Origin of the sequence: Mesorhizobium sp. M0664, assembly GCF_040320565.1 — a bacterium.
Classification (GTDB): Bacteria; Pseudomonadota; Alphaproteobacteria; order Rhizobiales; family Rhizobiaceae; genus Mesorhizobium.
The window spans coordinates 65,896-91,458 of record NZ_JAMYPW010000022.1 but is presented as its reverse complement, the minus strand read 5'-3'; the positions used below and the strand labels follow the sequence as shown (position 1 = coordinate 91,458).

Genomic DNA, 25,563 nt, shown 5'->3' with positions numbered 1-25,563 from the left:
ATCCACTGCGCCAGGTCGCGTTTGACCTCGGCAAGGTCGCGCCGGTCGTAGAACCATCTGAGCTCCATCAGGCAATCGTCGTCGACCTTGCGCGGCACGTAGTCGAGCGCGTTTCTGAGGAAGTGCACGTAGCAGCGCTGCCAGACCGCTTCGGGCAGCACTTCGCGGATTGCCGCCCTGAGCCCCGGATGGTCGTCGGAGACGACGAACTCGACGCCGGCGAGCCCGCGATTCTTGAGCCCCGTCACGAACTCGCGCCAGCTCGAATGGCTCTCCCGGTTGGCCAGCTCCACGCCCAGAACCTGGCGCCGGCCCTCCCAATCCACGCCGATCGCCACCAGCACCGCCTGGCTGGCGATCACGCCCGCCTCGCGAGCCCGCTCGTAGCGCGCGTCCAAGATGAGATACGGATAGCTTTCCTCGAGCCGCTGCGTGAAGAACGCCTTGAGCGCCTCATCCAGCCGCATCGTTGCCTCGCTCACCGTCGAGGCCGAGAAAGAGTGGCCGCACAGTTCCTCCGTCACCGCCTTCACCTTGCGGGTCGAGACGCCCTGCACGTACATCTCGACCAGCGCCGACACCAATGCCTTCTCCGAACGCTGGTAGCGCTCAAACAACTCCGTCGAGAACCGGCCAGCCCGATCCTGCGGAACGCGAAGCTCCAGCACCCCGACCCGCGTCACCAGCTTGCGCTCGTAATAGCCGGACCGGTAACTCGTCCGCTCCGCCGTCCGCTCGCCTTTCTCGGCCCCGATCGCCTCCGTCATCTCGGCTTCAAGAACCTCCTGCACGACACTCTGCAATGCCTGGCGAAAGCCGTCCTCATCCGACAACAGCAACGCTTTCAACTCGCCTCTGCTCAGTCTAACTTCTCGATTGGTCATGGCACTTCCCCTTCCACGGGAATCGGTGATCGCAACGTCACCACCGTGCCATGGCCGCTCGCCCTCAGAGCAGGCGCCGTTCTCCATCCAAAACTTTTTGCAGAACCTTCAGCACACTATCCAACCTCTGTCCCAAAATTGGAAGGCGCTCGGCGGCGAGAACGGCTAAAACGCCTGCTTTTTCGCCGGCAGCCCAACGCTTTCGATTGAAGGGAACCCGTTCCCTAGTCCGAAATGGTTACTTGCGCTGCAGCTAATGTAGTTACAATCTTGTGCAGTCGGAAGCTGCATGGGCCGGCTAAGCGCGAGTACCGTCTTCGCCGGCGTCTCAAGGCAGTCGACCACATTTTTGCGGTGCTCTAAGGGGGAAACAATGAGATTGACGATTGTTTGCGCGGCAATTGTGATGGCCGTATCCACCGCCGCCATTGCGCACGAGAAAAAGAGAGTGGTCAGTACAGAAGTAACGTCGGCCGGCGCCGACCTGTCGGGCAGCACGATCAAGAAAAACAGGGAAACAAAATTGGATTGCAGTTCAACCGGAACTGTCTCCAGCGCGATTTCGAAAGACAAATCGGAGCCGCGCCTGGGCTATGAAACAGTTAATCCTGCAATCATATCGATCTATTAGCTGAGGAAATAGCAGGCAGGTCTATCGGCGCTCAGGCTTCGGGAGCAGGGCACGAACCGACTCGCGACCATTGCCTGCGGACCATGTTCAAGCATCGATCAAGTCGGACGCCGCCGCGAAATCAGCCGTTAATCGCTTGGTGGCGGCGCTCGGCCTCATTGCGCATGCCTGCGCTCAATGTTTGATGCGGTCACGCATTGCGTACCAAAGCATGCCGAGCACATAGAGCGGGCCGCGCAGCGCCGTGCCGCCGGGGAACGGCAGCGGGCTTAGGGTCGAAAACAGATCGAGCCGCGAAGCATCACCGGTGATCGCCTCAGCGAGCAGCTTGCCCGACAGCGTCGACAGGATCACCCCCTTGCCCGAATAGCCATGCGCAAAATAGACGTCGCCATAGCGACCGACATGCGGCAGGCGCGATGTCGTCACCGAGACCAGCCCGCCCCAGGCGTGATCGATGCGGCGGCCGCGCAATTGCGGAAAGGTGTTTTCCATGTGCGGCCGCACGAAGCCGGCAATGTCGGCGGGCGGCGACGGCGTATAGCGCTCGCCGCCGCCGAACAGCAGGCGTCCATCCGCCGACAGCCGGTAGTAATTGACGACGAAGCGCGTGTCGGAGACGGCCACATTGCTTGGGATGACGTCGCTCGTGTCGCCCAGCGGCTCGGTGGCGATGATGTAGTTGCCGACCGGCATGATGCGGCTGTTGACGCGCGGCTCAAGCCCGTGGAGCAGCGCATCGCCGGCCAGTACGACATGCCTGGCCCGGACCGAGCCTTTGGCCGTCGAAACCCGGGGGGAAGCTTCCCGCTCCAGCCGCAGCGCCACCGAATTCTCGTGGATGGTGACGCCCGCCGCAGCCGCGGCGCGAGCAAGACCGAGCGTGTAGTTCAGCGGATGCATATGGCCACCGAGCTTCTCGTACATCGCGCCGTGATAAGGTGTGTTCACCATTCCGCGCGCCTGCGCTGCCGACAGCATCTCGACATCATGAAAGTTCATCACCGTAGAAAGGCACTCGGCCTCTTCTTCGAGGTCGCGCAGGTCGGAACCGTTGACCGCACCAGCCAGATGGCCGGTGAGCCTGAGGTCGCAATCGATGGCATGGCGCTCGATCAGACCGAGCACGAGGGCCCGCGCCTCGAAGGCGAGATCGAACAGCGCCCTCCCCCGTTCCGGCCCATATAGCTTGACCAGCCCCTTGGCGCCCTTGCGCAGGCCGGGGATCATCTGGCCGCCATTGCGCCCCGACGCCCCCCAGCCGATCTTGCCGCCTTCGAGCAGCACCACCTTCAGGCCGCGTTCGGCTGCATGAAAGGCTGCGGAGAGGCCGGTACAACCGCCGCCGACCACCACCAGATCGGCGTCGACGTCGCCCTGCAGCGCCGGATGGTCCGGAGCCGGATTGGCCGTCGCGACATAGTAGGATTTGCCGATATCCAGGCCGGAGTTGAAGCCCCCAGAATTGAAGCCCATCATCACACCTTGAGCAGCAGATGGTCGCGTTCCCAAGAGGTGACGACGCTCTGGAACAGGTCGAGCTCAACGCTCTTGACGCGCAAATAGGTCTGGAAGAAATCCTCGCCGAGCACCGCCCGAACCGGATCGCACGCAGCGAAGCGGTCGAGCGCCTCTTCCATGGTTTTGGGCAGCGTGCTCCTGCTGCGATAGGCATTGCCCGACGCTTCCGTCGAACGAGCGATCTTCTCCTCGACGCCGAGATAACCGCAAAGCAGCGAGCCGGCTATCGCCAGATAGGGATTGGCATCGGCGCCGGGCAGCCGATTTTCCACGCGCCGCGCGGTGCGCCCGCCGGCCGGCACACGCAGGCCGCAGGAGCGGTTGTCGTGCGACCACTCGATGTTGGCGGGTGCACTGTGGTTCGGCCGGATGCGGCGGAACGAATTCACGTTCGGCGCAAACAGCGGCATCACCTTGGGAATGTATTTCTGCAGGCCGCCGATGAAATGCCGGAACATCTCGGTGTCGGCGCCGTCACGCCCGGCAAACAGCGTGTTGGCGGCCTCGTCGACGACAGACATGTGGAGATGCATTGAGCTGCCGGCTTGTGCAGCTATCGGTTTGGCCATGAAGGTCGCCTGCATGCCACATTCCTGCGCGGCCTGGCGCGTCATTCGCTTGAACAGCAACACCTTGTCTGCCAGCGGCAGCGCGTCGCCATGCAGGAAATTGATCTCCAGTTGGGCCGTGCCCGATTCATGGATGAGCGTGTCGAGCGGCAGTCCGGCTGCCGCAGCATAGTCATAGAGGCGCCGGATCACCGGCTCGAATTGCTCCAGTGCCGCCATGTCATAGGGATGCTGCACGCTTTCGGAGCGGCCATTGCGCCCGACCGGCGCCGTCACCGGCCTGTCGGGATCGGGATTGGGCGCGGTGAGATAAAATTCAAGCTCCGGCGCCACCACCGCCCGCCAGCCGCGCTGGCGATATAGATCGAGCACGGCCCGCAACACGTGCCGCGGCGAAGCCATCCACGGCCGGTCGTCCATGTGGAACGCATCGGCGAAGACATAGGCCTTGCCTGGCCCGCCACCGGGCGCCAGACAGAGTGTTGCGACATCCGGCACCATCCGCATGTCGGGGTCCTGGTAGGCGAACCCCTCGTCGACGGAACCGGAATAGCGGCCGTCGATGCTGACCAGGAACGCGCTGCTCGGCAGATAGAGTGCTCGGTCCTCGATCGCCTTGAGGAACTTGGCCGCTGGCAGGGCCTTGCCGCGCAGCACGCCGTTCATGTCGGGCACCAGGCACTCGACCTCGCTGACAGCGTGAGCGGCCAACCAGTCTTTCGGGTCGTTGGTGCCGTTCATGGTCGAGGCATCCGTTGTTGTGGTGTCAAGCATCAGGTCGGGTCCTTGCAAGAGCGAGAATGGCTTCGGCAGCCACGTCCGTTCCGGGTGTCAGCGCCATATGCACTGCATTCTCCCGGAGGCGTGCGCGCATTGCAGCATCGGCCATCAGGCCAAGAATGCTTCGCTCCAATTCGTCTTCCGTCCAGCCATCGCGGCTGATGTGGCGCCCGACGCCGGTTTCCTCGGCACGTTGCGCATTGTCATGCCCGTCCCAGCAATAGGGCATGACCAGCGACGGCACACCGAAACGCAGTGCTTCGCAAAAGCTGTTGTTGCCACCATGATGAATGAAGAGGTCGCATTTCGCCACGACCGAAGGCTGTGGAAACCAGGCATCGAGATAGACATTGTCCGGAACGGCGCGATAGCTGTCGCGCAGACCTCCGGCATTGACAATGAAGCGGGCCGGCAGCCTGTCGAAAACGGCGAGCATCCGCTGGATCAGGCCGACATCCATGGCGCCAAGACTACCGAAACTGACATAAACCAGCGGTCCGCCATCGCGCGGAAAAACCGGCACGTCGAACGGCCCTTCCGAGCGAACGCAGCCTTCGAGATAGACGAAGCTGGCAGGGTCGAGCGGCTCGGCGCGCTGCCTTCGCACAATCGTTGGGGTCAGCAGCAGATTGAGGGCGGGCGAAGGTTCCAGAAAAAGACCCGTCGGCAAGGGCGCAAGACCGGCGTCGGTCCGAAGCCGATTGAAGCGGTCATGGGCCGGAGCGACCGCTGCCAGGTAGCGCGCCTCGAACGCCGCGCGGCTCGGGTCGTCGGCGGCGAGACCGGACAGATAGGGTGGCACATTGGCATCGGGAAGCTCGGTTTCGGCGCAGGAGACGACGCGCACCCACGGGCAGCCGGCTGTCGCCAATGCCGGGAACATGACGACGTTGTCGAGCACCACGGCGTCCGGCTTCAGCCGCGCCAGCAATTGGCGCAGCGGCGCCTCGGCGTTGACCGCAGTGTCTACGATTGCTTGCCAGGTCGGGGCAACGTAGGTTTCGAGCTGATCGATGGGGCTCAGCCTGAAATGCGGCAGATGACGGCGCACGAAGGCCTGCCAGTAGCTCTGGCGTTCGCTGTCGGTCAACGGATCGTCAGTCGGCAACTGGTATTCCTGAAACCCATAGTCGGCGAACACGCCAGAAAAGCCGGCATGGCAGATGAACACCGGACGGGCGCCACGAGCGCGCAGGGCCTGCGCTATGCCAACGCAATTCAGCGCAGCGCCGAAGCTCGCTTCCGGAAACAGTGCGATGGTCGGGCTGCCTTTGCGCATGATCCTCGTTATTCCGGCCGGCTGATCATGCCGAACAGCGCGGGCGCCCCGCGACTAGCCGCCTGCGGTCGCTGGCTGCGTGAAAGCCGCAGATGGACCCGAAGCAGATCGGCTGCAACCTCGTACTGCTGGCTCTCCAGATGGTCGAGTATGGTCAGATGCTCGCGCAATGATTGCTTCAGCCGGAAGACATTGACGCCGGCATACGTTCCCGGCAGCCGGCGCAGCCTGAGATGATCGGCCAACGCCTTGGCGACGAAGCGGTTGGCGGAGCCACCGGCGATCATCCCGTGAAAATCGATGTCCAGCCGTTGGAACTCTCTGGAATCGAATGCCGCGTCGGGCAGAGCCAGCAGCATTTCCATGCCCTGTCGCAAGGCTGCCGCGCGCGTCCCATCCAGCCGGAATCCAGGCGCCAGAAGGGCGGCGGGTTCCAGCAACAGCCGGAATTCATAGCTCTCCCCTTGTGCGCCAAGATCGTCCGGCGCTCTCCTGAAAAGCCAGGACTGCCCCGGCGCGCGGTCCAGAAGATTTTCCTCGGCCAGTTTCTTCAGCGATTTTAGTACCGTCCTGCGCTCGGCATTATACCGTCGCATCAGCGCGCCGACGGTGACCGTCTGGTCCAGTCGGCGCGCCGAGCGGTCTCGCAGGATCATGTCGGCAAGTTCATCCTCCTCGGCGCTCGGCAGGTCGGCGGCGACGGTCGCCTGGCTCGTGAGGTCTACCGCCAAGCGATAGCCGGACTCAGCCTCCCATCGAACCACGCCTTTTTCAGTGAGCAGACGCAGCGCGGCCCGCACCGGAGTTCGGGATACGTTGCAGAGCGAAGCGATCTGCTGCTCCGGGAGATGAGCGCCGGGTTCAAAGCCGCGTTTCCGGGCCACATCGAGAATGCGCTGTGCAAGGTCGAGATGGTTGGTACGGGGACGTCGAGCTGCAACTTGCATGGCAATTCTCGTGAAGGATTTGGCGGCTGAGATTTGGCCGATTGCCCTTGCGGATGCGATCGGCCGGGATTCACCGTAGTTTGACAAATTATGGATTGACGTACTTTTTTCTGCAATAGTACTGTGAGATCAATCGGCAATAAAAGACCGGGGAACAGGATCAAAGCGGCTACGGCTGCAGGCGCTGGTCCGACGACTAGTTCGATGATCAACCAGAATGGGAGTCTGTCATGACCACCACCCACCTGCGGCACCGTCCGTTAAGGAAGTCCTTGATCGCACTTGGCCTTGGCCTGGCGCTGTCAGCGCCGGCGGCTGCCTCCGACCTCGTTATCTCCAACTGGGACGGCTACATGGCGCCGGATGCCATGAAAGCTTTCAAGGCGGCGACCGGTGTCTCCGGTGAAGTCGTGGTTCACGCCACTAACGAGGAGATCATGGGCAAGCTCGTCGCGTCCGGCGGCAAGGGCTATGACGTGGTCTTCGTCTCCTCGCCCTTCGCCGAAGTGCTGAACAAGCTCGGCCTGATCGAGGCGATCGACCATGCCAAGATCCCTAACCTCGCTAATCTCTATCCCGAGGCGGCGAAGCTGCCGCACGACGCCGGCAACAATTTTTCCGTGCCCTACACTTGGGGCACCACCGGCCTTTGCTACCGTTCGGATCTGGTGAAGGCGGAGCCGGTCAGCTGGAACGACCTTCTCGCCCCGTCCGATGCGCTCAAGGGCAAGACGACGATGCTGGCGACCGACCGCTGGCTGCTTGCCGCCGGCCAACTCGCCAAGGGCTATTCGGTGAACGAGACCGATCCGGCAAAGCTCGGCGAAGTCAAGGACTTGCTGATCTCGGCCAAGAAGACCTTGCTGGCCTATGACGACACGACCTTTTATTCAAAGCTGGTCTCGGGCGAGGCGCTGATGGTTCAGGCCTGGGATGGCTGGTGCAATTACGGGATCGCCGAGAATCCACAAATTAAATACACCATACCGAAAGAAGGCTCGGATCTCTGGGTCGATACGATGGTCGTGATGAAGGCATCGGCCAACAAGGACGCCGCCTTCCAGTTCATCAACTTCATGCTGGACGCCAAGAACCACGCCTGGGCGGCCCAGAACATCGACTACAAGGTACCGAACAAGCCGGCCATGGAAAGCCTGCCGGCGGATTTTCTCGCCAAATTTCCCAATATGAGCATGCCGGTGGCAGCGTTGGTCAAGTTCGAGCAGTTGCGCGATGTCGGCGATGCCCAACGCGACTACTCGAAGATCGTCAGCGAAATCAAGGCCGCGCAATAACCGACATCAAAATCAGAAATCCCGGTCGACGGCGGGGTTTTCGCCGCCGACCGTTGAATGCGGTACCGCAATCTTGTCCCAAACAAGACTTCGCTCATTCTTGCTGATGACGCCGGCGCTGGCCTGGCTCACCGCCTTGATGGTCGTGCCATGCGCGCTGGTGCTGGCGCTCGCCTTCTTTCGGCGCGGCATCTATGGCGGCATCGATTACACTTTCACGCTGGAGAATTTCGGGCTGGTGTTCGACCCGCTCTATGCCGGCATCTTCCTCAATTCGGCGCGCATTGCCGGCACGGCAACCCTGGTCGCGGTGGTGATCGGTTATGCCGCCGCCTATGCGATCGCGGCAGCACCCCGGCAACGGCAGCCGGTGTTTCTGTTCTTTGCCGTCTTGCCCTTCTGGTCCAACTACCTGATCCGTACCTATGCCTGGATCGTGCTGCTCAACCGCGAAGGGCTGATCACACAACTGCTGCGCTGGTTCGGCTACACCGGCGAGCCGCCGTCGATGCTTTATACCGAAGGCGCCGTCATCGCCGGTCTGGTCTACAACTATCTGCCCTTCGTCATCCTGGCCTGCTACGCGCCGCTGTCGCGGCTCAATCCGGAGCTCGCAGAGGCCTCGCGCGATCTCGGCGCGTCGGCCGTGACCACATTTCGCCGGGTCATCCTGCCAGTGACCGTGCCGGGTATCGCCGCCGGTGCTGTTTTCGTCTTCGTGCTGTCGATCGGCAATTTCGTGACCCCTGCTCTGCTCGGCGGTGGGCGCTTCCAGATGATCGGCAATGTCGTCTACGAGCAGTTCCTGACCGCCAATGACTGGCCCTTCGGTGCGGCACTGGCAATGGTGCTGATCGCCATCATGCTGCTGGTGCTGACGGCGCAGGCCCTGGCTGCTGATCGCGCCTCGGGCCGTACCGCCGAAGCGAGAGGAGGCGCCGATGGCTGAGCGCTCCCTCGCCACGAGGCGCGCGCTCTGGCTCGTGCTTTCACTGGTCCTGGCCTTCCTCTACATCCCGATCGCCGTGCTGGTGGCGCTGTCGTTCAACCAAGGCGGGCTGCCGACCGTCTGGTCGGGCTTTTCGCTGAAATGGTATGTCTCGCTAATCGGAAACGCCGCAATCCTTTCTGCCGCGCTCAACACATTGATCGTGGCGCTTGTCTCGACCGCCATCGCCACGCTGCTCGGCACGCTGCTGGCGATCGGCGTCGAAATACGCCGGCAATACGGCAAAGGTCTCGAGGCGCTGATCTTTGCGCCGATGATCATTCCCGACATCGTGCTGGCGATCGCGCTGCTCAGCTTCTTCTCGATGCTTGATCTCACCTTGGGCCTGCACACCATCATCCTGGCCCATGTCGTCTTCAATCTCGCCTTCGTCTGCTCCGTGGTGCGCGCGCGGCTGAAAAGCTTCGACTGGTCGATCGTCGAGGCCTCTGCCGATCTCGGTGCTTCCGCGCTCACGACATTTCGGCGGGTGACGTTGCCGGTGATCCTGCCTGCCGTCGTCGCCGGCGCGCTGCTCGCCTTCACCCTTTCGGTCGACGAATTCATCATCGCCTTCTTCACCGCCGGCGCCGGCCGCGCCTCGACCACGCTGCCGATGCAGATCTATTCGATGATTCGCTTCGGCATCACGCCGGAGATCAATGCCTTGGCGACTATCGTCATGGCGGTCTCAATCACCGCGCTGACCCTGTCGCAGCGGCTCAACCGTGGGGTGATCGGCCAATGAACGAGCCCCGCACGCTGCTGGCGATCGACAACGTGTCGAAGAAGTTCGGCCGGGTGACGGCGGTCGACGGCATTTCGCTGGATATCCGCGAGAACGAATTCTTCGCCTTGCTTGGACCTTCGGGCTGCGGCAAGACAACGCTGCTGCGCATGCTGGCCGGCTTTGAGACGCCCAATGACGGGCGCATCCTGCTCGACGGCCGCGACATCGGCAGGACCCCGCCCAATAAGCGGCCGGTCAATCTGATGTTCCAGTCCTATGCGCTGTTTCCGCATATGAGCGTCAGGGCCAATGTTTCCTACGGCCTCGAAATGGAACGCTTGCCTGCAAAGGAAATCCGCTCCCTTGTCGACGCCATTTTGGCGACGACCGAACTCGTTGCCTTCGCCGACCGCAAGCCGGAGCAATTGTCCGGCGGGCAGAAGCAGCGCGTCGCGCTTGCCCGAGCGCTGGTCAAGCGACCACGGCTGCTTCTGCTCGACGAACCTCTTGGCGCGCTCGACAAGAAATTGCGCGGGGCCATGCAACTGGAGCTGAAGCGGCTGCAGCACGAGGTCGGCATCACCTTCGTCATCGTCACCCACGATCAGGAGGAATCGCTCGTCATGGCCGACCGTATGGCAGTGCTCAGGGACGGCAAGCTGCTGCAATGCGATACACCCCATGCGGTCTACGAGCACCCGGGGGACCGTTTCGTCGCCGACTTCATCGGCGTCATGAATTTCGTACCGGGCAAAGCCGCCGGCGACGGCGTGCTGGCAAGCAACGGCGTGCGGATCGCCGGCGATGTTCCCGCAACAATTTCGCCCGGCGCTGCGGCGGTAGCTTCAGTGCGGCCCGAACGCATCCGGCTGTTCCCGTCGGCAGAAACGGCCAACCGTATCTTCGGCGCGGTCGAGGCGCTGGCCTATCAGGGACTCGATCTGCAGCTGCACGTCCGCACCGCCCTGTCGCCAAAGCCGTTCCTGGTGCGCGTCACCGCCGACGCCGCCGACCGCCGCCCGGTCTCGTCGGGCGATACAGTCGAGCTCGGCTGGGATGCGGCTGACGTCAGAATTTTCGCGGATTGATCGAAGGAGAACCTCTCATGGCGCAGAAGACGATCGCGTTCTTTCCGGAGGCCGCCTATGGCCCCGCGCTCAATTCCGTCGGCATAGCCCAGGCGATCGAGGCGCGCGGCCACAGAGCGGTGTTCCTGTCGGACCCCGGTTTCGTCGACGTCTACAAGGGCTACGGCTTCGAGGCTCATCCGGTGAACCTGTCCGAGCCGATGCCGCCGGAACAGATGGCCAAGTTCTGGGAAGACTTCATCAACGGCCACATCCCGAACTTCCGCAAATCGCCCTACGACCAGGTCGACAATTACGTGAAGGATTGCTGGACGGCGATCGTCGACAGCGCCAAATGGGCTGAGAAGGATCTGCCTGGCGTGCTTGCGACGATCAAGCCTGATGTCATCTGCGTCGACAACGTCATCCTGTTCCCGGCAATCAAGCAGTATGGCAAGCCCTGGGTGCGCGTCATCTCCTGCTCGGAAAACGAGATCGAGGACGAGGACATCCCGCCACATCTGTCCGGCTGCGGCGAGAACGACCACGCCTGCCATCGGCGTTACCGCGACCATTTCAACGCCGTCATCAAGCCGATCCATGACGACTTCAATGCGTTTTTGAAAGCGAACAACGAAGCGCCGTATCCGATCGGCCAGTTCTTCGAGGCCTCGCCGTACCTCAATCTGCTGCTCTATCCCGAGGCGGCGAAGTTCAAGCGCCGCTATCCGCTCGACCCGGCAAAATTCCAATATCTGGAAGGCTGCGTGCGGCAGGAGAAGCCCTACATCGTGCCGGTTTTTGCGAAGAATAATGACGGGCCGCTGCTCTATGTTTCCTTCGGCAGCCTTGGCGCCGGCGATGTCGATCTGCTGAAGCGCATCGTCGCAACGTTGGGCAAGACGCGCTACCGGGCGCTGGTCAATGTCGGCGGCTACAAGGAGCAGTACGCGCAAGTGCCCGAAAACGTCATCGTCGAGAGCTGGTTCCCGCAGCCATCGGTCATCCCGCAGGTCGATGCGATGATCCATCATGGCGGCAACAATTCGTTCACCGAGTGCCTGTATTTCGGCAAGCCGGCGATCATCATGCCCTACGTCTGGGACGGCCACGACAATGCGACGCGGGTCGAGGAGACCGGCCACGGCTTCGGCATGCCGCGCTACGACTGGAGCGACGCCGAGCTCATCGCCAGGATCGAAACCTGCCTGACCGACCCGGCAATCAGGGCCAAGCTGGCCAAGACGTCGGCCCAGATGCAGTCGCAGAACGGCCCGGAGAAAGCGGCTGCTTTGCTGGAGAAATTGCTGTGATCTCTGCCCCACACCTCCACCAAGCCTCGACCCGCACCGACCTCGTCGACTGGGGCACCCAGCCCGACGCGCTGGAAGGCGCTTCGCACTCCACCGGCAGGCTGGTGCACAAAGGGCCGAACAACCAGCCGGAATCCGGCATCTGGGTCTGCACGCCCGGTCGCTGGCGGCTGGCGATTCCGCGCGACGAATTGTGCCATTTCGTTGCCGGCCGTGCGACCTACAGATCGGTCGACGGCGAGGTGATCGAGGTATCCGCCGCCACGGTTGTCATGTTCCCGGCCGGTTGGACCGGCGAATGCACCGTCCACGAGACCATCCGCAACGTTTACATGCTGGCCTAAAGCCGGCCACTGGAGCTCCCGACATGCCGACACCGATCATGAAATCGCCGCTCGCCCTCACCGACCTGGTCGACTGGGGCGTCATCCCCACCCTGATCGACGGCGAATCCCGCAGTTCCGGCAAGCTGCTGCACAAGGGGCCGGAGGGCCGCTCCGAATGCGGACTGTGGGTCTGCACGCCGGGCAAATGGCACTGCCACGTCACCCGCGATGAGTTCTGCCATTTCCTCGAGGGACGCTGCACCTATGTCCACGAATCCGGCGAGGTGATCGAGATCGAACCGGACACCGCAGCGTTCTTTCCGCAGGACTGGAAAGGCGTCTGCACCGTCCACGAGACCATCAAGAAAGTCTACATGATCCGCTGAACCTTCACGATAATTCTACCCTACCGGACACGTGACGCCGTTTTCTCCGCTTCCGATGCTCATGGACTTTAATCTCCGCTCCGCTTCGGTTCTCGAAAACCACGCCGCCTGTCTCGGCAGGGTGAATTCTCAAAAAGGTTCCGTGCACACGGGAGGACAGAATGGACTTTTCACCTGACCGGCCGACCTTCTTCGTCAATCCGGATTATCGGCCAATGACCGGTGCGGCAAAACCGGTGATCGATCCGGCGACGCTCGAAACCGTCGGCGCGATCACCGCAGCCAGCGACGGCGAGATCGACGCCGTGCTCACCGCAGCGACCAAGGCGCAAACGGCCTGGAAAAAGCTCGACGCCAAGAGCCGTGCCCGGCATCTGCACGCCGTCGCCAACGCCATCGAGGCGGCCGACTTCACGCACTGCGCCGAGCTGATGGTGCGCGAGATGGGCAAACCCTATCCGGAGGCGATCGGCGAGATCGCCAATTGCGCGCCGATCTTCCGCTATTACGCCGAAATGGCGCGTGACGACGCCGGCAAGATCGCCGGCACGACGCAGGCCGGTTCGTTCCAGTATGCCCGCTACGAGCCCTACGGCACGTCGGTGCACATCATGCCTTACAATTTTCCGATCCTGTTGATGTGCTGGACCGTCGCCGCCTCGCTTGCCGCCGGCAATGCCTGCGTGATCAAGCCCGCCGAAGCGACAACATTGTCGACGCTGGATTACATGACCGTGTTCCGCTCCCTGCCGAAGGGCCTGGTTTCCTGCATGCCAGGCGGAGCAGCAACGGCGCAGGCGCTGATCGCCTCGGACCGCACGCATGCGGTTGCTTTCACCGGTTCGGTCGCCGCCGGCAAGGCTGTCGCCGTCGCATGTGCAGAGCGCATGAAGCCTTGCGTTATCGAGGCCGGCGGCAGCGATCCCCTGATCATCAGCCAACACGCCCCACTGGACGTGGCGGCTGCCGGCAGCGTCACGGCTGCCTTCCATCTCACTGGCCAGGTCTGCACTTCGGCCGAACGGTTCTTCGTGGTTGATGCCGTTCACGACCGCTTCGTCGATCTGTTTGCCGAGAAAACGCGCGCGCTGCGTATCGGCAACGGCCTCGACAAAACCGAGATCGGACCGCTGGTCAGCGAGGCCGCGCGTGCGAAGGTCATCCGGCTGGTCGACGATGCAATCCGCAGCGGTGCCAAAGCGATCACCGGCGGACGCATTCCGCCGGCACATAATGTAGGCTGGTTCTACGAGCCGACCATCCTGACCGGCATCACCGCCGATATGGCAATCGTGCGCGAAGAGTGTTTCGGGCCGGTCGCCGCAATCTGCCGGGTCAAGGATTTCAACCAGGCGATAGAGCTTGCCAACGACAGCCCCTTCGGTCTCGGCGCCTCGGTCTTCACCACCGATCTAGCCGAAGCGCATGAGGCCGCGGAGCGGCTCGAGGCCGGCATGGTCTGGGTCAACAATCCGCTGATAGACAATGACGCGTTGCCGTTCGGGGGCTGGAAGGCTTCGGGCCTCGGCCGCGAGCTCGGCCGCCAGGGTCTGGATGCATTCCGCCGCTCGAAGATGGTCATCATCGACCACAGACCGGAGATTCAGGGCTGGTGGTATCCCTATCCTGACAGCTGGTTCCGCGAGGCAGGCGGGCGCAAGCATGTTTGACACGACTATCTTCGGGCGTGCTGCTAGCTAATTGTTTAGGATATCCGCCTCCGCCGAATGTAGCCGAAGGCTGGTGAGATCGGAATCAGAAAGGCCACCTGCGCTCAACGGCCATTCGCCCGGCGGACCCGCCAGATGACATTACCGACGTCGTCGGCGACGAGCAGTGCGCCAGTCTGATCGATAGCGACGCCGACCGGCCTGCCCATCGCCTCGTCATTACGCCCGATGAAGCCAGTGAGCACATCTTCCGGAGGACCGCTCGGTTTGCCACCATGGAACGGCACGAAGATGACCTTGTAGCCGCTATGCACGCTTCTATTCCACGAGCCGTGCTGGCCGACGAAGGCGCCGTTGCCGTAGGCCGGACCGAGCCGCGCGCCTTTGGAGAAGGTCAGTCCCAGCGAGGCGGTATGAGAGCCCAGGGCGTAATCGGGCTTGATCGCTGCCGCCACGAGATCGGGGGGCTGCGGCTTGACGCGTTCGTCGACGTTCTGTCCGTAGTAGCTGTAGGGCCAACCGTAGAAAGCGCCGTCACGAACCGAGGTCATGTAATCCGGCACAAGGTCGTCGCCGATCTCGTCACGCTCGTTCACGGCGACCCAAAGCTGGCCAGTCTCAGGATTCCAGGAGAGCCCGTTCGGGTTGCGCAGGCCCGAGGCGAAGACCCGAGTGCGGCGGGTAGACCGATCCACTTCAAGGACAGCGGCGCGGTTCTTCTCGGCGGCTATGCCGTTTTCTCCAACGTTGCTGTTGGAACCAACGGTGACATAGAGCTTGCGTCCATCCGGAGTTGCGATCACGTCCTTGGTCCAATGATGGTTGAGGTCCCCGGCCGGCAAGTCGATGATCTTTTCCGGCGACGTGCTGACTCGGGTCTGGCCATTGGAGTAGGGGAAAGCGACGAGCGCGTCGGTATTCGCGACAAAGAGTTTGCCTTTGGACAGCGTCATGCCGAAGGGCGAATTGAGGCCTTCCGCGAACGTCGTGCGCACATCCGCAATGCCGTCGCCATCGGTGTCGCGCAGGAGCGTGATGCGGTTGGCGCTTTTGGTCGCGGCGCCAGCCCGCTTCATAGCCAGGTCCATGAAGACCTTTCTAAGACTGAAGCCTTCATCATGCTTGGCAGGGGCATTGGTTTCAGCAACCAGCACGTCGCCGTTCGGAAGCACATGTAGCCAGCGCGGATGGTCGAGGCCGATGGCGAAGGCGTTCACCGTCAGCCCCTTCGCCGGGGTCGGCATACCTTCTTTCTGCCAGCCTTTCGCCTCGGCGATGTTAACAGTCGGGATCAGCGTCGGTCTTGGTTTCGGTAAAGTGGGGTTGGGGCCATAGCCGGTTATTGCCCTGGTTTTTTGCGCCGGAATGCCAGCGCAGCTTGCCATGACGGTGCCCAACACCGCTACGAGTACGCTTCCTCGGAAGCCGGCATGCATCGGACGTCCTCCGCATGGATCTGTGTCGCGCTCTTTGTGTAAACGGAAGTCAGTGGCTTATTCTTCCAATTGCTTCGAAACAGCGGCGCTCGTGATCCTAGGAACCAGGAATTCGCGACAGATCTGCTCTCGGTAGAAATATGGCGCGAGAAGATTGTGGCAACCGCGCGAATATCTGTCGCGCGATATGAATCTCACATTCGTGTCGCGCGAAATCGATACGGCTTGCGCTGTTCGGTATCGAGTTGCTCATGGGCCAACATGCGTTCGAATGGAAGGAGACCGTGAACGGCGGGACCCACAATGACCCACCGATTGCGCCATCTGGTGAAACAGCTGTTGTTGCTGCTTAGCAAGACGCTGCCAATCTGCTAAAGTCTGCGGTGGGAGGAGACGGATATCCAATCGCTGCCGATAGCACATCCAAGTGTAGCGAAGGCGACACCCGGAGCATCACTTTCGCTCGCCTATTCCCTCGCGACGCTCTGCTGGCTCCTGTCGGCCGGCGTCTATATCGCCGCCAAGTGGGTTGCCCCCGAGATGCCGCCTTGGGCGCTCTGCTTCTGGCGGCTGACGCTCGCGTGCGCGATCCTGCTGCCGATCGTCCATCGTCATCACGGGGCGATGCTCGTGCTGATCCAATCCCGGGTGATCGAGGTGCTGGTCATCGGCACTATCGGGCTAACCTTGTGTCAGGGCATGATCTACACGGGCCTCAACTACACCAACGCGACGACCGCCGGCATCATCATGGCGCTGTCGCCGATCATGACCATGGTGCTTGCCCGCTTCGCGCTCGGCGAGCCCCTTGGTGTCTGGAAAGCGCTTGGAGCGCTGGTCGCTCTGGCTGGGATGGTGGTGATCGTGGCGCGCGGCGACCTTGCCGCGCTGATGCAGCTGCAGTTCAATTCCGGCGAGTTGTGGATCGTCGGCAGCGCGTTTTGTTGGGGCCTCTACACCGTGCTGCTGCGTCGCGCCAAATTCGCTATCGAGCTTCTGCCGATGGTGGTCCTGCTGCTGGGAGCCGGCGCGCTGGCCGCACTGCCCTTCTATCTCTGGGAACTGTTTTCCGGGGATCGTTCGGCGCTGCATGCGAACGGCCTTCTGGCTCTCGCCTATGTTGCCGGCCCCGGCGGTGCTCTGATGTACTATCTCTACAACCGTAGCGTCGAGACGCTTGGTGCGGGGCGCGCCAGCATGCTGCTCTATCTCCAGACCGCCTTCGTCGCCGTTCTCGCTTATCTGGTCCTTGGCGAAAGCTTGCACGACTACGATCTCGCCGGCGCCGCCTTCATCATCGCCGGCCTGCTGCTCGCCACCGCGATCAAGCCGAGACAGCGCACGGTGCGTGTCGCGTAGGCAAACATCAGTTCCGCTGCTTCGGCGAGCAGCTCGCAAAATCAGAGCGCCACCCGAAGCAAGCCGGGTCACTGAAGTCGGCTGTTGTGACGCAGCACGAGGCCGACCGCGCCGAGCAATGCGTCGTTCTCCGTGTGCTTGCCAACGATTATCCGCGTGCGCAGCGCAGGCGCCACATCGCGGGACTTGATGAGCGTGTGGCGTTCATATGATGCGATCAGTGGCGCCAGGAGAATGTCGCCCGCCAAGGCCATGCGGCCGCCGATGATGATGAGCGGCGGATTGAGAACCGAACCGATCAGGCCAAGGCCACGGCCGGCGAACTCGGCGGTGTCCTCGATCATCCGCAGCGCCCTCACGTCGCCCTGCTCGGCCATCATGATCACGTCGTCCATCGTGACCGGCCGCCGCAGGATGCGCGAAATCTGCTCGAGCGGTCGGGCAAAGCTGGCATAGAGCTCCAGGCATCCTCGATTACCGCACCGGCAAAGGTCGCCGCTGGGATCGATGCTGATGTGCCCGAATTCGCCGGCGCCGCCGGCGATGCCGCTCACCAGCCGACCGTGCTGGACAATGGCCCCGCCGACGCCCAGATCGACCTTGAACAGCACGAAGTCGTCCTGGCCGACGGCCGCACCCCACATCAGCTCCGCAATGGCCGAGCAGTTGCTCTCATTGTCGGCGAAGATCGGCTGTTCGAGGACCGGCCCGAACACATCGCGGATGTTGACCCCGGCCCAGGTCGGAACGATACTCGCGCGCAGCACCACTCCTTCGCGGCTGACTGGGCCCGAGACGGAGACCCCAACCCCCAGGAGCCCCGCCATCGGCAGACCGTTCTCTTCATAGCATCGGGCAATTACTGACTTGGCGAGCTGGGCCGCTTGTTGCGGCTGGTAGTCCAGACCCATGGGGATGGTTTGTTCGGCAACGAAAGAATGCGAGACGTCAGCGACGACACACCGCATCTCGTCGAGGCCCAGATGGATGCCGACGCAGGTGCCCGCAGCGGGATTGAGCGTCAATGTCGTGGCAGGCCTGCCAATACCCCTCGCCGCGTCATGATGGGCCGGGGATTCGATTACCATCCCCGACTTTCTCAAGCCATTGAGCGCGGTTGAAACCGTCGACCGCGCCAAACCGGTAATGCGGGTAATTTGCGACGCAGAAAGCACGCCGCGCTCGCGCAGGCATCGGACGATCAGGCTCTCCGGCGACGCGGACGGCCTGTCGATTAGCCAATTTCTAAGCGAAGGTTTGTTCATGATGGGCACAAAGCACGTTGACTGATAGCCCAGATATGTCATCTTGGAAAGAACGGAGATTACTGCATCTCGCCGGCCACGACCTCAAATCGCGGGCCACAAGCGGTCGATACGAACCGTGCATCATATATGGGAGTGAAACGATGAAATACCTGAGGACGGCCTTTGCGGCCGCTACCGCCCTCACCTTGATTACCGGAACAGCCCTCGCGGAGCCGAAGACCAACCTCTTGCATCAATGGGCCACCGGATCGGACGCCCAGGCTATCGCCAAGCTCGGCGAGATGTTTACCGCCAAGGGTGGCACCTGGCAGCAGACCTCCATCGCGGGCCATACGGCCAATACCCTGGCCAAACTGCGTGCCGATGTGATCGCCGGCAACGCCCCTCCCGCTGTGCAGCTAAAGGGCCCCGAGATCGCCGAATGGAACGAGACGGGCATGACAGCCAATCTCGACGACCTGGCGAAAGCGGAAAATTGGGAGAAGGTCGTCGCTCCCGAATTGCTGCCGGTGATGAAGCCGACCGGGAATTGGGTGGCCGCGCCGATGAACATCCACCGCATCAACTGGCTGTGGGCATCGCCGAAGGTCATGAAGGACGCGGGCGTCACCGAGATGCCGAAGACATGGGCGGAATTCAATGCCGCCTGCGACAAGATCGTGGCCAGCGGCAAGATCTGCATTTCGCACTCGACCGCCGACTGGACCGACTCGACCGTCTTCGAAGTGGTCGTGTACGGTCAGGACCTCGATCTCTACAAGAAAGCCTTCGTCGAGGGCGACGTCGACGCCATGCGCAGTGACGGCATGGTCAAGGCCTTCGAGCAGTTCCGCACCATGACCTCGAAGTACATGGATCCCGGCATGAACGGGCGTGACTGGGATACCATGTCGCATCTGGTCGGCCGCGGCGAGGCCGCCTTTCACATCATGGGCGACTGGACGATCGGCCTGCTGACGGCCGGCGGCTTCAAGGAGGGCACCGACTATGTCTGCGCCCAGGCGCCGACCGATTGGGGCAAGCCGGGCTTCATCCTGAATTCAGATTCGGTCGTGTTCTTCAAGCAGAAGGACCCGGACTATATCGAGGGACAGAAGCTGCTTGCCAGCATCATCCTGTCGCCCGAATTCCAGACCATTTTCAATCAGACCAAAGGGTCCATTCCGGCGCGCCTCGATGTCGATCTTTCGAACGGCTTCAATCCCTGCCAGCAACTCTCGCAAAAGGATTTGCAAGCCTCGATCGCCGCCGGCACGCTCGTGCGTTCGATGGCGCACAACATGACGGTTCCGCAAAAGGTCCGCGGCGCAATAATGGATAGCATCACGGAGTTTGTAGCAACGCCGGATATGAGTGCGCAGGACGCGGCCAATGCGATGGCGGATGCGGCCGAAGCGCAGAAGTGACGCTGCCGATGATGGCCGGGGGTGAAGCTCCCGGCCAGACCTCGCCGGAGCAGCCCGATGTCCACCCATGATCTGATTGTACCAGCCGCAGCTGCCGCGGCCCGTCCGTGGCGCGAGCGCCTGGGCACGATGGTGCCCATTCTGGTGCTGGCGCCGTCGATAGCGGCGAGTTTCATCTATGTTTTCGTCTTCACGCTCTGGACGCTCTACATCTCGCTGTCCAATTCGTCGCTGTTGCCGACCTATGGGTTCGTCGGCCTGGACAATTACGCTTCGCTCTGGGCAAACCGGCGCTGGAACATCGCCTATACCAATCTCTTCCTGTTCAGCGGCTTCTATATCGTTGGCTCGATGGCCGTTGGCCTGCTGCTCGCGATCGCGATCGACCAGCGCGTCCGCGGCGAGGCGGTTTGGCGCACCATCTTCCTCTATCCGTTGGCGGTGTCCTTCATCGTCACCGGTACGGTGTGGAGTTGGCTCTATAATCCTGTCGACGGTATCCAGGCCTTCGTTCGCGGGCTTGGCTGGACCGACTTCAGCTTCGCCCTGACGGCCAACCGCAACACTGCGATCTATGCGGTGATCATAACCGGTATCTGGCAGTCGTCCGGCTTCGCAATGGCACTTTTCCTGGCCGGTCTGCGGTCGGTCGATCCGGATCTCGTCAAGGCCGCGCAAATCGACGGCGCGTCGGTTTTCCGGACCTATCGGAGGGTCATCCTGCCAACCATCGCCCCGATATTCCTGGCGGTGGCGGTCATTCAGATACAATTCGCCATCAAGACCTTCGACCTGGTGGCGGCGTTGACGCGAGGCGGCCCAGGTGTGTCCACCACCTTCCCCGCCATCTATGTCTACGACCTGATGTTCCAGCGCGGCCAAATCGGCGAAGGTGCCGCCGCGGCGATGATGATGCTCGCTGCGGTCGCGGTTGTGCTGGTGCCGTATTCCTTGTGGATCGTCTGGCGCCGGCGAGCGGAGGGCCGCAATGGCTGAAATTGCCCCTAATGCCCGTTTTGATCCGGAAGAAGCCGCTGCCACGCGCCGGCATTTCTGGAGCCGCTTCCTTGTCTATGCCGTGCTGACGCTTTTCGCGGTCGTCTATCTCGTGCCGCTGCTGGTGGTGATCTTCAACTCATTGCGCGAGCAGTCGGAGATTGCCCGCAACGGCCTCATCTCCGTACCGCGCAGCTTCCGGTTCGATGCGTGGGCGCAGGCCTGGGGATCCTACTGCGTCAGCGGTACCTGCGAGGGAATGAAGCGCAATTTCTTCAACTCCCTGGCGATGACGATCCCCGCCACCATCATCTCGACCATTCTCGGCGCCATGAACGGCTACATCCTCTCCAAATGGCGCTTCAGGGGCTCTGAACTGATTTTCAATCTGATGCTGCTCGGCGTATTCATGCCCGGCCAGATTTCGCTGATGCCGTGGGCGTTCCTGCTCGGCAAGCTCGGCCTGACCAATTCCACATATGGGCTGGTGCTGATCCATGTCGTCCAGGGCATCTCGTTCACCACCCTGTTCTGCCGCAATTTCTACGTCAGCATACCGGACGACCTGATCAAGGCGGCACGCATCGACGGCGCCGGGTTCTGGCGGATCTTCCGCAAGATCATCCTGCCCCTGTCGCCGCCCATCCTGATCGTCACCGTCATCTGGCAGTTCACCGGCATCTGGAACGAGTATCTGTTCGGCGTCGTCTTCACATCGGGCCAGCAGCAGCCGATCACAGCGGCACTGGTCGCGCTCACGGCCGGCGGCACGACCGCGCGTGCTTACGATGTGATGAGCGCAGCCGTGCTGATCGGCGCGTTGCCTCCGCTGCTCATCTATCTGTTCGGTGGAAAATACTTCGTGCGCGGCCTCACCCAGGGCGCCATCAAATGAGGCGTCGCCCATGTCCGCGTTGATGATCCGCAATCTTCACAAGAGCTACGGCTCGCTCGAGATTCTTGCCGGCATCGATCTCGAGGCTAAGACCGGAGAATTCGTCGCCCTTGTCGGCCCGTCGGGTTGCGGCAAGTCAACCTTGCTCGCCATGATCGCCGGACTGGAAACCGTCACGTCGGGCGAGATATGGATCGGCGACCGGCTGGTGAACTCGGTGCAACCCAAGGACCGCGATATTGCGATGGTGTTCCAGTCATACGCCCTCTATCCCACCATGACGGTGCGCCAGAACATCACCTTCGGCATGGAGAGCCGCGGCGTGCCAAAAGCAGCGCAGGCGGAAGCTGTCCAGCGGGTTGCCGCACTCCTGCAGATCGAACAACTGCTTAAACGCAAGCCCGGCCAGCTCTCGGGAGGCCAGCGGCAGCGCGTTGCGATGGGGCGTGCCCTCGTGCGCGACCCGAAGCTGTTTCTGTTCGACGAGCCCTTGTCCAACCTCGACGCCAAGCTGCGCGTCGACATGCGTACCGAAATCAAGAAGCTTCACCATCGCGTCGGCAAGACCACGGTGTATGTCACCCACGATCAGGTCGAGGCGATGACGCTTGCATCCCGCATTGCGGTGATGAACCAGGGCTCGGTACAGCAGTTCGACACGCCGAAACGGATCTACGACCGGCCGACCAACATGTTCGTTGCCGGTTTCATGGGATCGCCGGCGATGAATTTCATTCCCGCCCGGCTTACGGGCTCGACCAGCATCTCGGTACGCGCCGCTGACGGCAGCGACGCCAGCCTCGCCCTTGCCGCGCCGATGCCCGCCGGTGCGCCAAAGGACGTCGTGCTCGGTATCCGGCCGGAACACATCTACCGTTTCACGACCGATCTGAAGTCGCGCAAACCTGCTGTGGCGTCCATGCAGGCGCCGGTCGAATTGGTCGAGCCTACCGGGGCCGAGACGCTTGCCGTGCTCAGGCTGGGTGACCTGGAGATCACCGGCCGTTTCGAGCCGGATGACGCTCCCGTCATGGGCGAGACGATAACGCTCGGCATCGACATGTCGCGCGCCTGTCTGTTCGATCCAACAACCAAGGCGCTTCTGTAGTTTGATGTCCGTACAATTCGCGACTTATCCGAGCTTGACCGGTCGGGTCGTGCTGATCTCCGGCGGCGCCTCCGGCATTGGCGCCGATATGGTCCGCGCCTTCGTGGCGAACGGCGCCCGGATAGCCTTTCTCGATGTGCAGGACGAACCAGCGGAGGCGTTGGTGCGCGAGCTCGCTGGTGCCGCCGGGCAGGCTCCGTTATATCTCCATTGCGATGTGACCGACGTCGATGCGCTAAAGGCGTCGGTAGCAGGCGTGCGCGCGCGGCTTGGTCCGGTCGCCGTCCTGGTGAATAACGCAGCCAATGATCAGCGCCATCCCATCGACGCGGTAACGGCCGACTATTGGGACCGCAGCTTCGATGTCAATCTGAGGCATCACTTCTTCGCCGCGCAGGCAGTGCATCCGCATATGAAGGAACTCGGCTTCGGCTCGATCATAAACTTCTCCTCCATTGCCTGGCGGTTCGGAGCGGACCAGATGGTGGCCTATGCCACCGCCAAGGGGGCCGTGGTGGCGCTGACGCGTGCGTTGGCGCGGTCGTTCGGACCGGATAACATCCGCGTCAATGCGATCGAACCCGGCGCCGTCATGACCGAGCGGCAGCGCGAGCTGTGGTTCAAGACGCAGGAGGCAGTCGACCAGACGGTGCAGCGGCAATTGATCCGCCGCGTCCTGCTGGGCGAGGAGATTGCACGCACCGTGCTCTTCCTGGCGGCCGACGACAGCCGCATGATCACCAAACAGTCCATAACCGTCGATGCCGGTCTGCGCTAGTGACGCCTCTCCGCTCTCCATTGGAATCGCCAAGCTGATGCTTCGTCTCGGCCTCAACCCCTACGGACTGACCTACTATCTCGGCCTGCAGGGCCGCGGCACGCCGCGGCACAATCCGGACGGCGTGGGGCTGGAAGGCTTCATCACGCTGGCGCAGGAACTGGGCGCACGCACGCTCGAGATCTACGAACCCTGGTTGACCGACTTGACTGACGCCGAAATCGTCGCCCTGCGCAGGCGTCTTGCCGCGCTAGACATCGTCCCGGTGGTGAGCGGCGGACTGCTGGTGGCAGGTCCGCTGGACAACGCCTTCCGGGCTGCGCGCCTGCTCGAGGCGACGACGATCCGTATCGCACTGACGCCTGTCCTGTGCGGCGACCGCAATGCGTGGGGTCCGAAATGGAGCGAGTTCAACGCAACGATTCGCGCTGCCTTGACGGAATGGGGGCCGCGTGCGGCGGCCGAGGGACGCGTGCTCGGCATCGAGAACCATCAGGACTTCGGCAGCGACGAACTGGCTGCGTTCTGCGAACTTGGCGGGCCGGGTGTCGGCATCACCTACGACACCGGCAACACCTTTCCTGTCGGCGAGGCGCCGCTTGCCTTCACGCGCCGGATCGCGCCCCATGTCCGCCACGTTCACCTCAAGGACTATCGCGTCCAGTTCACGGATGAGGGCTATCGCCTGGTCCGCTGCGCGATCGGCGACGGCGCCGTGCCTTTCGCCGAACTGGCAGCCATCCTTGGCGGGCACCACGACACGCTGACGGCGGTGCTTGAGCCCGGCGCGCTGGAGGCTCGTCACGTTCGCTGTCTCACCGACGACTGGTGGAACGGATATGCGCCGAAGACCGCCCGCGAATTCGCGGCCTGCCTGAGTGCCGCGCGCCTGAACCGCCTTGCGGACGACGCCGACTACCGCACGCCATGGGAGCGCAATGATGACGGTGCGCTCGTTTCGTACGAGCTCGACATGATCCGGCGCAGCGCCGCCAACATGATGAAATTCGATTTCATTGCAATGGAGAAATCAGCATGACTGCCCGAGAACTCAGCGGCCTGACCGCCTTCGTCACCGGCTCGGGACGCGGCCTCGGCCGCGTGATGGCCGACCGCTTGGCCGAACTTGGCGCAAACGTCGCGGTCCACGACCTCGATTGGGCCCGGCCATCTCAATATGGCGAATTCGCGGACCTCGGCGACTCTGCCAGGGGCTTGGAGAAGCACGGGACGCGCATCACCGCGGTCACCGGCAACATCGGCGACAAGCAAGCTGTCGCGGAAATGAAGAGGAAGATCGAGGCGGAGCTCGGCGACGTGCACGTCTTGGTAAACTGCGCCGGCGGCGACATCGGCGCCAAGGGCGTAAAGCCCAATCCCAACAACGCACTGGACATCGACTACGAAGACATCAAGGTTCTAACCGAGAACAACCTCATCGGCACGATGCTGGTCTGCCAGGCGTTCGTTCCGCCGATGGTCAAGCGTGGCTCGGGCTCGGTGATCAACATCGCCTCGGCGGCAGCGCATATCGGCTGCTCGCCCGAGGTGGTCTACTCGACGCTCAAGGCGGCTGTCGTCCATTATACGCGCTGCCTCGCCAAGGAACTGATCGACGATGGCGTACGCGTCAATGCGGTGAGCCCCGGCGCCACCAAGACCGCACGGTTCCAGGCGAGCCGCGTGGTCGATCCACAGCGCATGGATTCGAGCAAGAAATCGCTGAACCGGTATGCGGAGCCTGAAGAGATCGCCGAAGCGGTTGCCATCCTCGCCGGTCCGCGCGCGCGCTTCATCAACGGGCAGGTAATCCGCGTCGATGGCGGTTTCACGATCTTTCCAGGTTAGGCCGCGATCGTCCAGACCAGCAACTTCGGCATCGCGCGCTGTAGATAGCTCCGCCCGAGTTCGGCCAGAACTATGCACTGCAT

The 25,563-nt window shown here is 62.4% G+C and carries 24 protein-coding genes; 16 read left to right on the top strand and 8 right to left on the bottom strand.

Going from position 1 to position 25,563, the window contains the following annotated elements; genetic code table 11:
* The 6 genes from NKI39_RS20130 to NKI39_RS20105 all read right to left on the bottom strand — a co-directional run.
* On the bottom strand, positions 1-884 hold an 884-nt coding region (locus NKI39_RS20130; RefSeq protein WP_352833885.1), incomplete at its 3' end, for an IS256 family transposase.
* A 165-nt stretch (positions 885-1,049) separates the two neighbouring features.
* Complete coding sequence (locus NKI39_RS20125; RefSeq protein WP_352833883.1) at positions 1,050-1,457, bottom strand: hypothetical protein; 408 nt, start codon at positions 1,455-1,457, stop codon at positions 1,050-1,052.
* Between the two features lie 232 nt (positions 1,458-1,689).
* Positions 1,690-2,994: an NAD(P)/FAD-dependent oxidoreductase gene (locus NKI39_RS20120; protein WP_352833880.1), complete on the bottom strand. Its 1,305-nt coding sequence runs from the start codon at positions 2,992-2,994 to the stop codon at positions 1,690-1,692.
* Complete coding sequence (locus NKI39_RS20115; protein ID WP_352833877.1) at positions 2,994-4,379, bottom strand: glutamine synthetase family protein; 1,386 nt, start codon at positions 4,377-4,379, stop codon at positions 2,994-2,996. The genes NKI39_RS20120 and NKI39_RS20115 overlap by 1 nt, the downstream gene beginning before the upstream one ends.
* Positions 4,372-5,667 (bottom strand): nucleotide disphospho-sugar-binding domain-containing protein, encoded by a 1,296-nt coding sequence (locus tag NKI39_RS20110; RefSeq protein ID WP_352767900.1) that lies wholly within the window; start codon positions 5,665-5,667, stop codon positions 4,372-4,374. Before NKI39_RS20110 ends, NKI39_RS20115 begins: the two co-directional genes overlap by 8 nt.
* Positions 5,668-5,672: 5 nt before the next feature.
* Entirely contained in the window at positions 5,673-6,611 is a 939-nt protein-coding gene (locus tag NKI39_RS20105) for a GntR family transcriptional regulator (protein WP_352833874.1), read from the bottom strand.
* Positions 6,612-6,841: 230 nt separating this feature from the next.
* On the opposite strand from NKI39_RS20105, the gene NKI39_RS20100 reads away from it, so the two are divergent.
* From NKI39_RS20100 to NKI39_RS20065, 8 genes are all read left to right on the top strand, one after another.
* Positions 6,842-7,906: a polyamine ABC transporter substrate-binding protein gene (locus tag NKI39_RS20100; protein ID WP_352817998.1), complete on the top strand. Its 1,065-nt coding sequence runs from the start codon at positions 6,842-6,844 to the stop codon at positions 7,904-7,906.
* 106 nt (positions 7,907-8,012) lie between these two features.
* Positions 8,013-8,855, top strand: coding sequence for an ABC transporter permease (locus NKI39_RS20095; RefSeq protein ID WP_352818434.1), 843 nt, complete (start codon positions 8,013-8,015; stop codon positions 8,853-8,855).
* Positions 8,848-9,642, top strand: coding sequence for an ABC transporter permease (locus NKI39_RS20090; protein ID WP_352454154.1), 795 nt, complete (start codon positions 8,848-8,850; stop codon positions 9,640-9,642). Before NKI39_RS20095 ends, NKI39_RS20090 begins: the two co-directional genes overlap by 8 nt.
* On the top strand, positions 9,639-10,712 hold the full coding sequence (locus NKI39_RS20085) for an ABC transporter ATP-binding protein (protein ID WP_352833869.1): 1,074 nt from the start codon (positions 9,639-9,641) through the stop codon (positions 10,710-10,712). The genes NKI39_RS20090 and NKI39_RS20085 overlap by 4 nt, the downstream gene beginning before the upstream one ends.
* Before the next feature lie 17 nt (positions 10,713-10,729).
* Entirely contained in the window at positions 10,730-12,004 is a 1,275-nt protein-coding gene (locus NKI39_RS20080) for a glycosyltransferase (protein WP_352818003.1), read from the top strand.
* Positions 12,001-12,348 carry a cupin domain-containing protein gene (locus NKI39_RS20075; protein ID WP_352767552.1) on the top strand — a complete coding sequence of 116 codons (348 nt, stop codon included), beginning with the start codon at positions 12,001-12,003 and terminating at the stop codon, positions 12,346-12,348. Before NKI39_RS20080 ends, NKI39_RS20075 begins: the two co-directional genes overlap by 4 nt.
* Positions 12,349-12,371: 23 nt before the next feature.
* Positions 12,372-12,716 (top strand): cupin domain-containing protein, encoded by a 345-nt coding sequence (locus tag NKI39_RS20070; protein ID WP_352767554.1) that lies wholly within the window; start codon positions 12,372-12,374, stop codon positions 12,714-12,716.
* A gap of 161 nt (positions 12,717-12,877) precedes the next feature.
* Positions 12,878-14,386: an aldehyde dehydrogenase family protein gene (locus NKI39_RS20065; RefSeq protein WP_352767556.1), complete on the top strand. Its 1,509-nt coding sequence runs from the start codon at positions 12,878-12,880 to the stop codon at positions 14,384-14,386.
* Between the two features lie 104 nt (positions 14,387-14,490).
* Here NKI39_RS20065 and NKI39_RS20060 read toward each other — a convergent pair whose 3' ends face one another.
* Positions 14,491-15,822 carry a PQQ-dependent sugar dehydrogenase gene (locus NKI39_RS20060; protein ID WP_352818006.1) on the bottom strand — a complete coding sequence of 444 codons (1,332 nt, stop codon included), beginning with the start codon at positions 15,820-15,822 and terminating at the stop codon, positions 14,491-14,493.
* Between the two features lie 399 nt (positions 15,823-16,221).
* Between NKI39_RS20060 and NKI39_RS20055 the strand changes: the two genes are divergently transcribed.
* Positions 16,222-17,181: a DMT family transporter gene (locus tag NKI39_RS20055; RefSeq protein WP_352818438.1), complete on the top strand. Its 960-nt coding sequence runs from the start codon at positions 16,222-16,224 to the stop codon at positions 17,179-17,181.
* 68 nt (positions 17,182-17,249) lie between these two features.
* On the opposite strand, the gene NKI39_RS20050 is transcribed toward NKI39_RS20055, so the two are convergent.
* The gene (locus NKI39_RS20050; RefSeq protein ID WP_352833864.1) at positions 17,250-18,488 is read right to left on the bottom strand and encodes an ROK family transcriptional regulator; all 1,239 of its coding nucleotides are present in this window, start codon (positions 18,486-18,488) and stop codon (positions 17,250-17,252) included.
* 101 nt (positions 18,489-18,589) lie between these two features.
* Between NKI39_RS20050 and NKI39_RS20045 the strand changes: the two genes are divergently transcribed.
* The 7 genes from NKI39_RS20045 to NKI39_RS20015 are packed head-to-tail and all read left to right on the top strand — an operon-like array spanning position 18,590 to position 25,480.
* Positions 18,590-19,855 carry an ABC transporter substrate-binding protein gene (locus tag NKI39_RS20045; protein ID WP_352539298.1) on the top strand — a complete coding sequence of 422 codons (1,266 nt, stop codon included), beginning with the start codon at positions 18,590-18,592 and terminating at the stop codon, positions 19,853-19,855.
* A 57-nt stretch (positions 19,856-19,912) separates the two neighbouring features.
* A complete protein-coding gene (locus tag NKI39_RS20040) occupies positions 19,913-20,851 on the top strand; it encodes a carbohydrate ABC transporter permease (RefSeq protein ID WP_352466746.1) in 939 nt (312 codons plus the stop codon).
* Entirely contained in the window at positions 20,844-21,746 is a 903-nt protein-coding gene (locus tag NKI39_RS20035; RefSeq protein ID WP_292660005.1) for a carbohydrate ABC transporter permease, read from the top strand. Before NKI39_RS20040 ends, NKI39_RS20035 begins: the two co-directional genes overlap by 8 nt.
* 10 nt (positions 21,747-21,756) lie before the next feature.
* Positions 21,757-22,854: an ABC transporter ATP-binding protein gene (locus tag NKI39_RS20030; RefSeq protein ID WP_023675506.1), complete on the top strand. Its 1,098-nt coding sequence runs from the start codon at positions 21,757-21,759 to the stop codon at positions 22,852-22,854.
* Between the two features lie 4 nt (positions 22,855-22,858).
* Positions 22,859-23,632, top strand: coding sequence for an SDR family NAD(P)-dependent oxidoreductase (locus tag NKI39_RS20025; protein ID WP_352814241.1), 774 nt, complete (start codon positions 22,859-22,861; stop codon positions 23,630-23,632).
* A 37-nt stretch (positions 23,633-23,669) separates the two neighbouring features.
* Complete coding sequence (locus NKI39_RS20020; RefSeq protein ID WP_352814243.1) at positions 23,670-24,671, top strand: sugar phosphate isomerase/epimerase family protein; 1,002 nt, start codon at positions 23,670-23,672, stop codon at positions 24,669-24,671.
* On the top strand, positions 24,668-25,480 hold the full coding sequence (locus NKI39_RS20015; protein WP_352818015.1) for an SDR family NAD(P)-dependent oxidoreductase: 813 nt from the start codon (positions 24,668-24,670) through the stop codon (positions 25,478-25,480). The genes NKI39_RS20020 and NKI39_RS20015 overlap by 4 nt, the downstream gene beginning before the upstream one ends.
* Positions 25,481-25,563: the final 83 nt, after the last annotated feature.

Bases quoted from the DNA above. Each gene is read 5' to 3' on its own strand.
- NKI39_RS20020 (WP_352814243.1), top strand. From the start codon at position 23,670: ATGCTTCGTCTCGGCCTCAACCCCTACGGACTGACCTACTATCTCGGC.
- NKI39_RS20040 (WP_352466746.1), top strand. From the start codon at position 19,913: ATGTCCACCCATGATCTGATTGTACCAGCCGCAGCTGCCGCGGCCCGT.
- NKI39_RS20115 (WP_352833877.1), bottom strand. From the start codon at position 4,379: ATGCTTGACACCACAACAACGGATGCCTCGACCATGAACGGCACCAAC.
- NKI39_RS20100 (WP_352817998.1), top strand. From the start codon at position 6,842: ATGACCACCACCCACCTGCGGCACCGTCCGTTAAGGAAGTCCTTGATC.
- NKI39_RS20050 (WP_352833864.1), bottom strand. From the start codon at position 18,488: ATGACATATCTGGGCTATCAGTCAACGTGCTTTGTGCCCATCATGAAC.
- NKI39_RS20035 (WP_292660005.1), top strand. From the start codon at position 20,844: ATGGCTGAAATTGCCCCTAATGCCCGTTTTGATCCGGAAGAAGCCGCT.
- NKI39_RS20095 (WP_352818434.1), top strand. From the start codon at position 8,013: ATGACGCCGGCGCTGGCCTGGCTCACCGCCTTGATGGTCGTGCCATGC.
- NKI39_RS20025 (WP_352814241.1), top strand. From the start codon at position 22,859: ATGTCCGTACAATTCGCGACTTATCCGAGCTTGACCGGTCGGGTCGTG.
- NKI39_RS20085 (WP_352833869.1), top strand. From the start codon at position 9,639: ATGAACGAGCCCCGCACGCTGCTGGCGATCGACAACGTGTCGAAGAAG.
- NKI39_RS20120 (WP_352833880.1), bottom strand. From the start codon at position 2,994: ATGATGGGCTTCAATTCTGGGGGCTTCAACTCCGGCCTGGATATCGGC.
- NKI39_RS20065 (WP_352767556.1), top strand. From the start codon at position 12,878: ATGGACTTTTCACCTGACCGGCCGACCTTCTTCGTCAATCCGGATTAT.
- NKI39_RS20090 (WP_352454154.1), top strand. From the start codon at position 8,848: ATGGCTGAGCGCTCCCTCGCCACGAGGCGCGCGCTCTGGCTCGTGCTT.
- NKI39_RS20030 (WP_023675506.1), top strand. From the start codon at position 21,757: ATGTCCGCGTTGATGATCCGCAATCTTCACAAGAGCTACGGCTCGCTC.
- NKI39_RS20070 (WP_352767554.1), top strand. From the start codon at position 12,372: ATGCCGACACCGATCATGAAATCGCCGCTCGCCCTCACCGACCTGGTC.
- NKI39_RS20045 (WP_352539298.1), top strand. From the start codon at position 18,590: ATGAAATACCTGAGGACGGCCTTTGCGGCCGCTACCGCCCTCACCTTG.
- NKI39_RS20105 (WP_352833874.1), bottom strand. From the start codon at position 6,611: ATGCAAGTTGCAGCTCGACGTCCCCGTACCAACCATCTCGACCTTGCA.
- NKI39_RS20015 (WP_352818015.1), top strand. From the start codon at position 24,668: ATGACTGCCCGAGAACTCAGCGGCCTGACCGCCTTCGTCACCGGCTCG.
- NKI39_RS20060 (WP_352818006.1), bottom strand. From the start codon at position 15,822: ATGCATGCCGGCTTCCGAGGAAGCGTACTCGTAGCGGTGTTGGGCACC.
- NKI39_RS20080 (WP_352818003.1), top strand. From the start codon at position 10,730: ATGGCGCAGAAGACGATCGCGTTCTTTCCGGAGGCCGCCTATGGCCCC.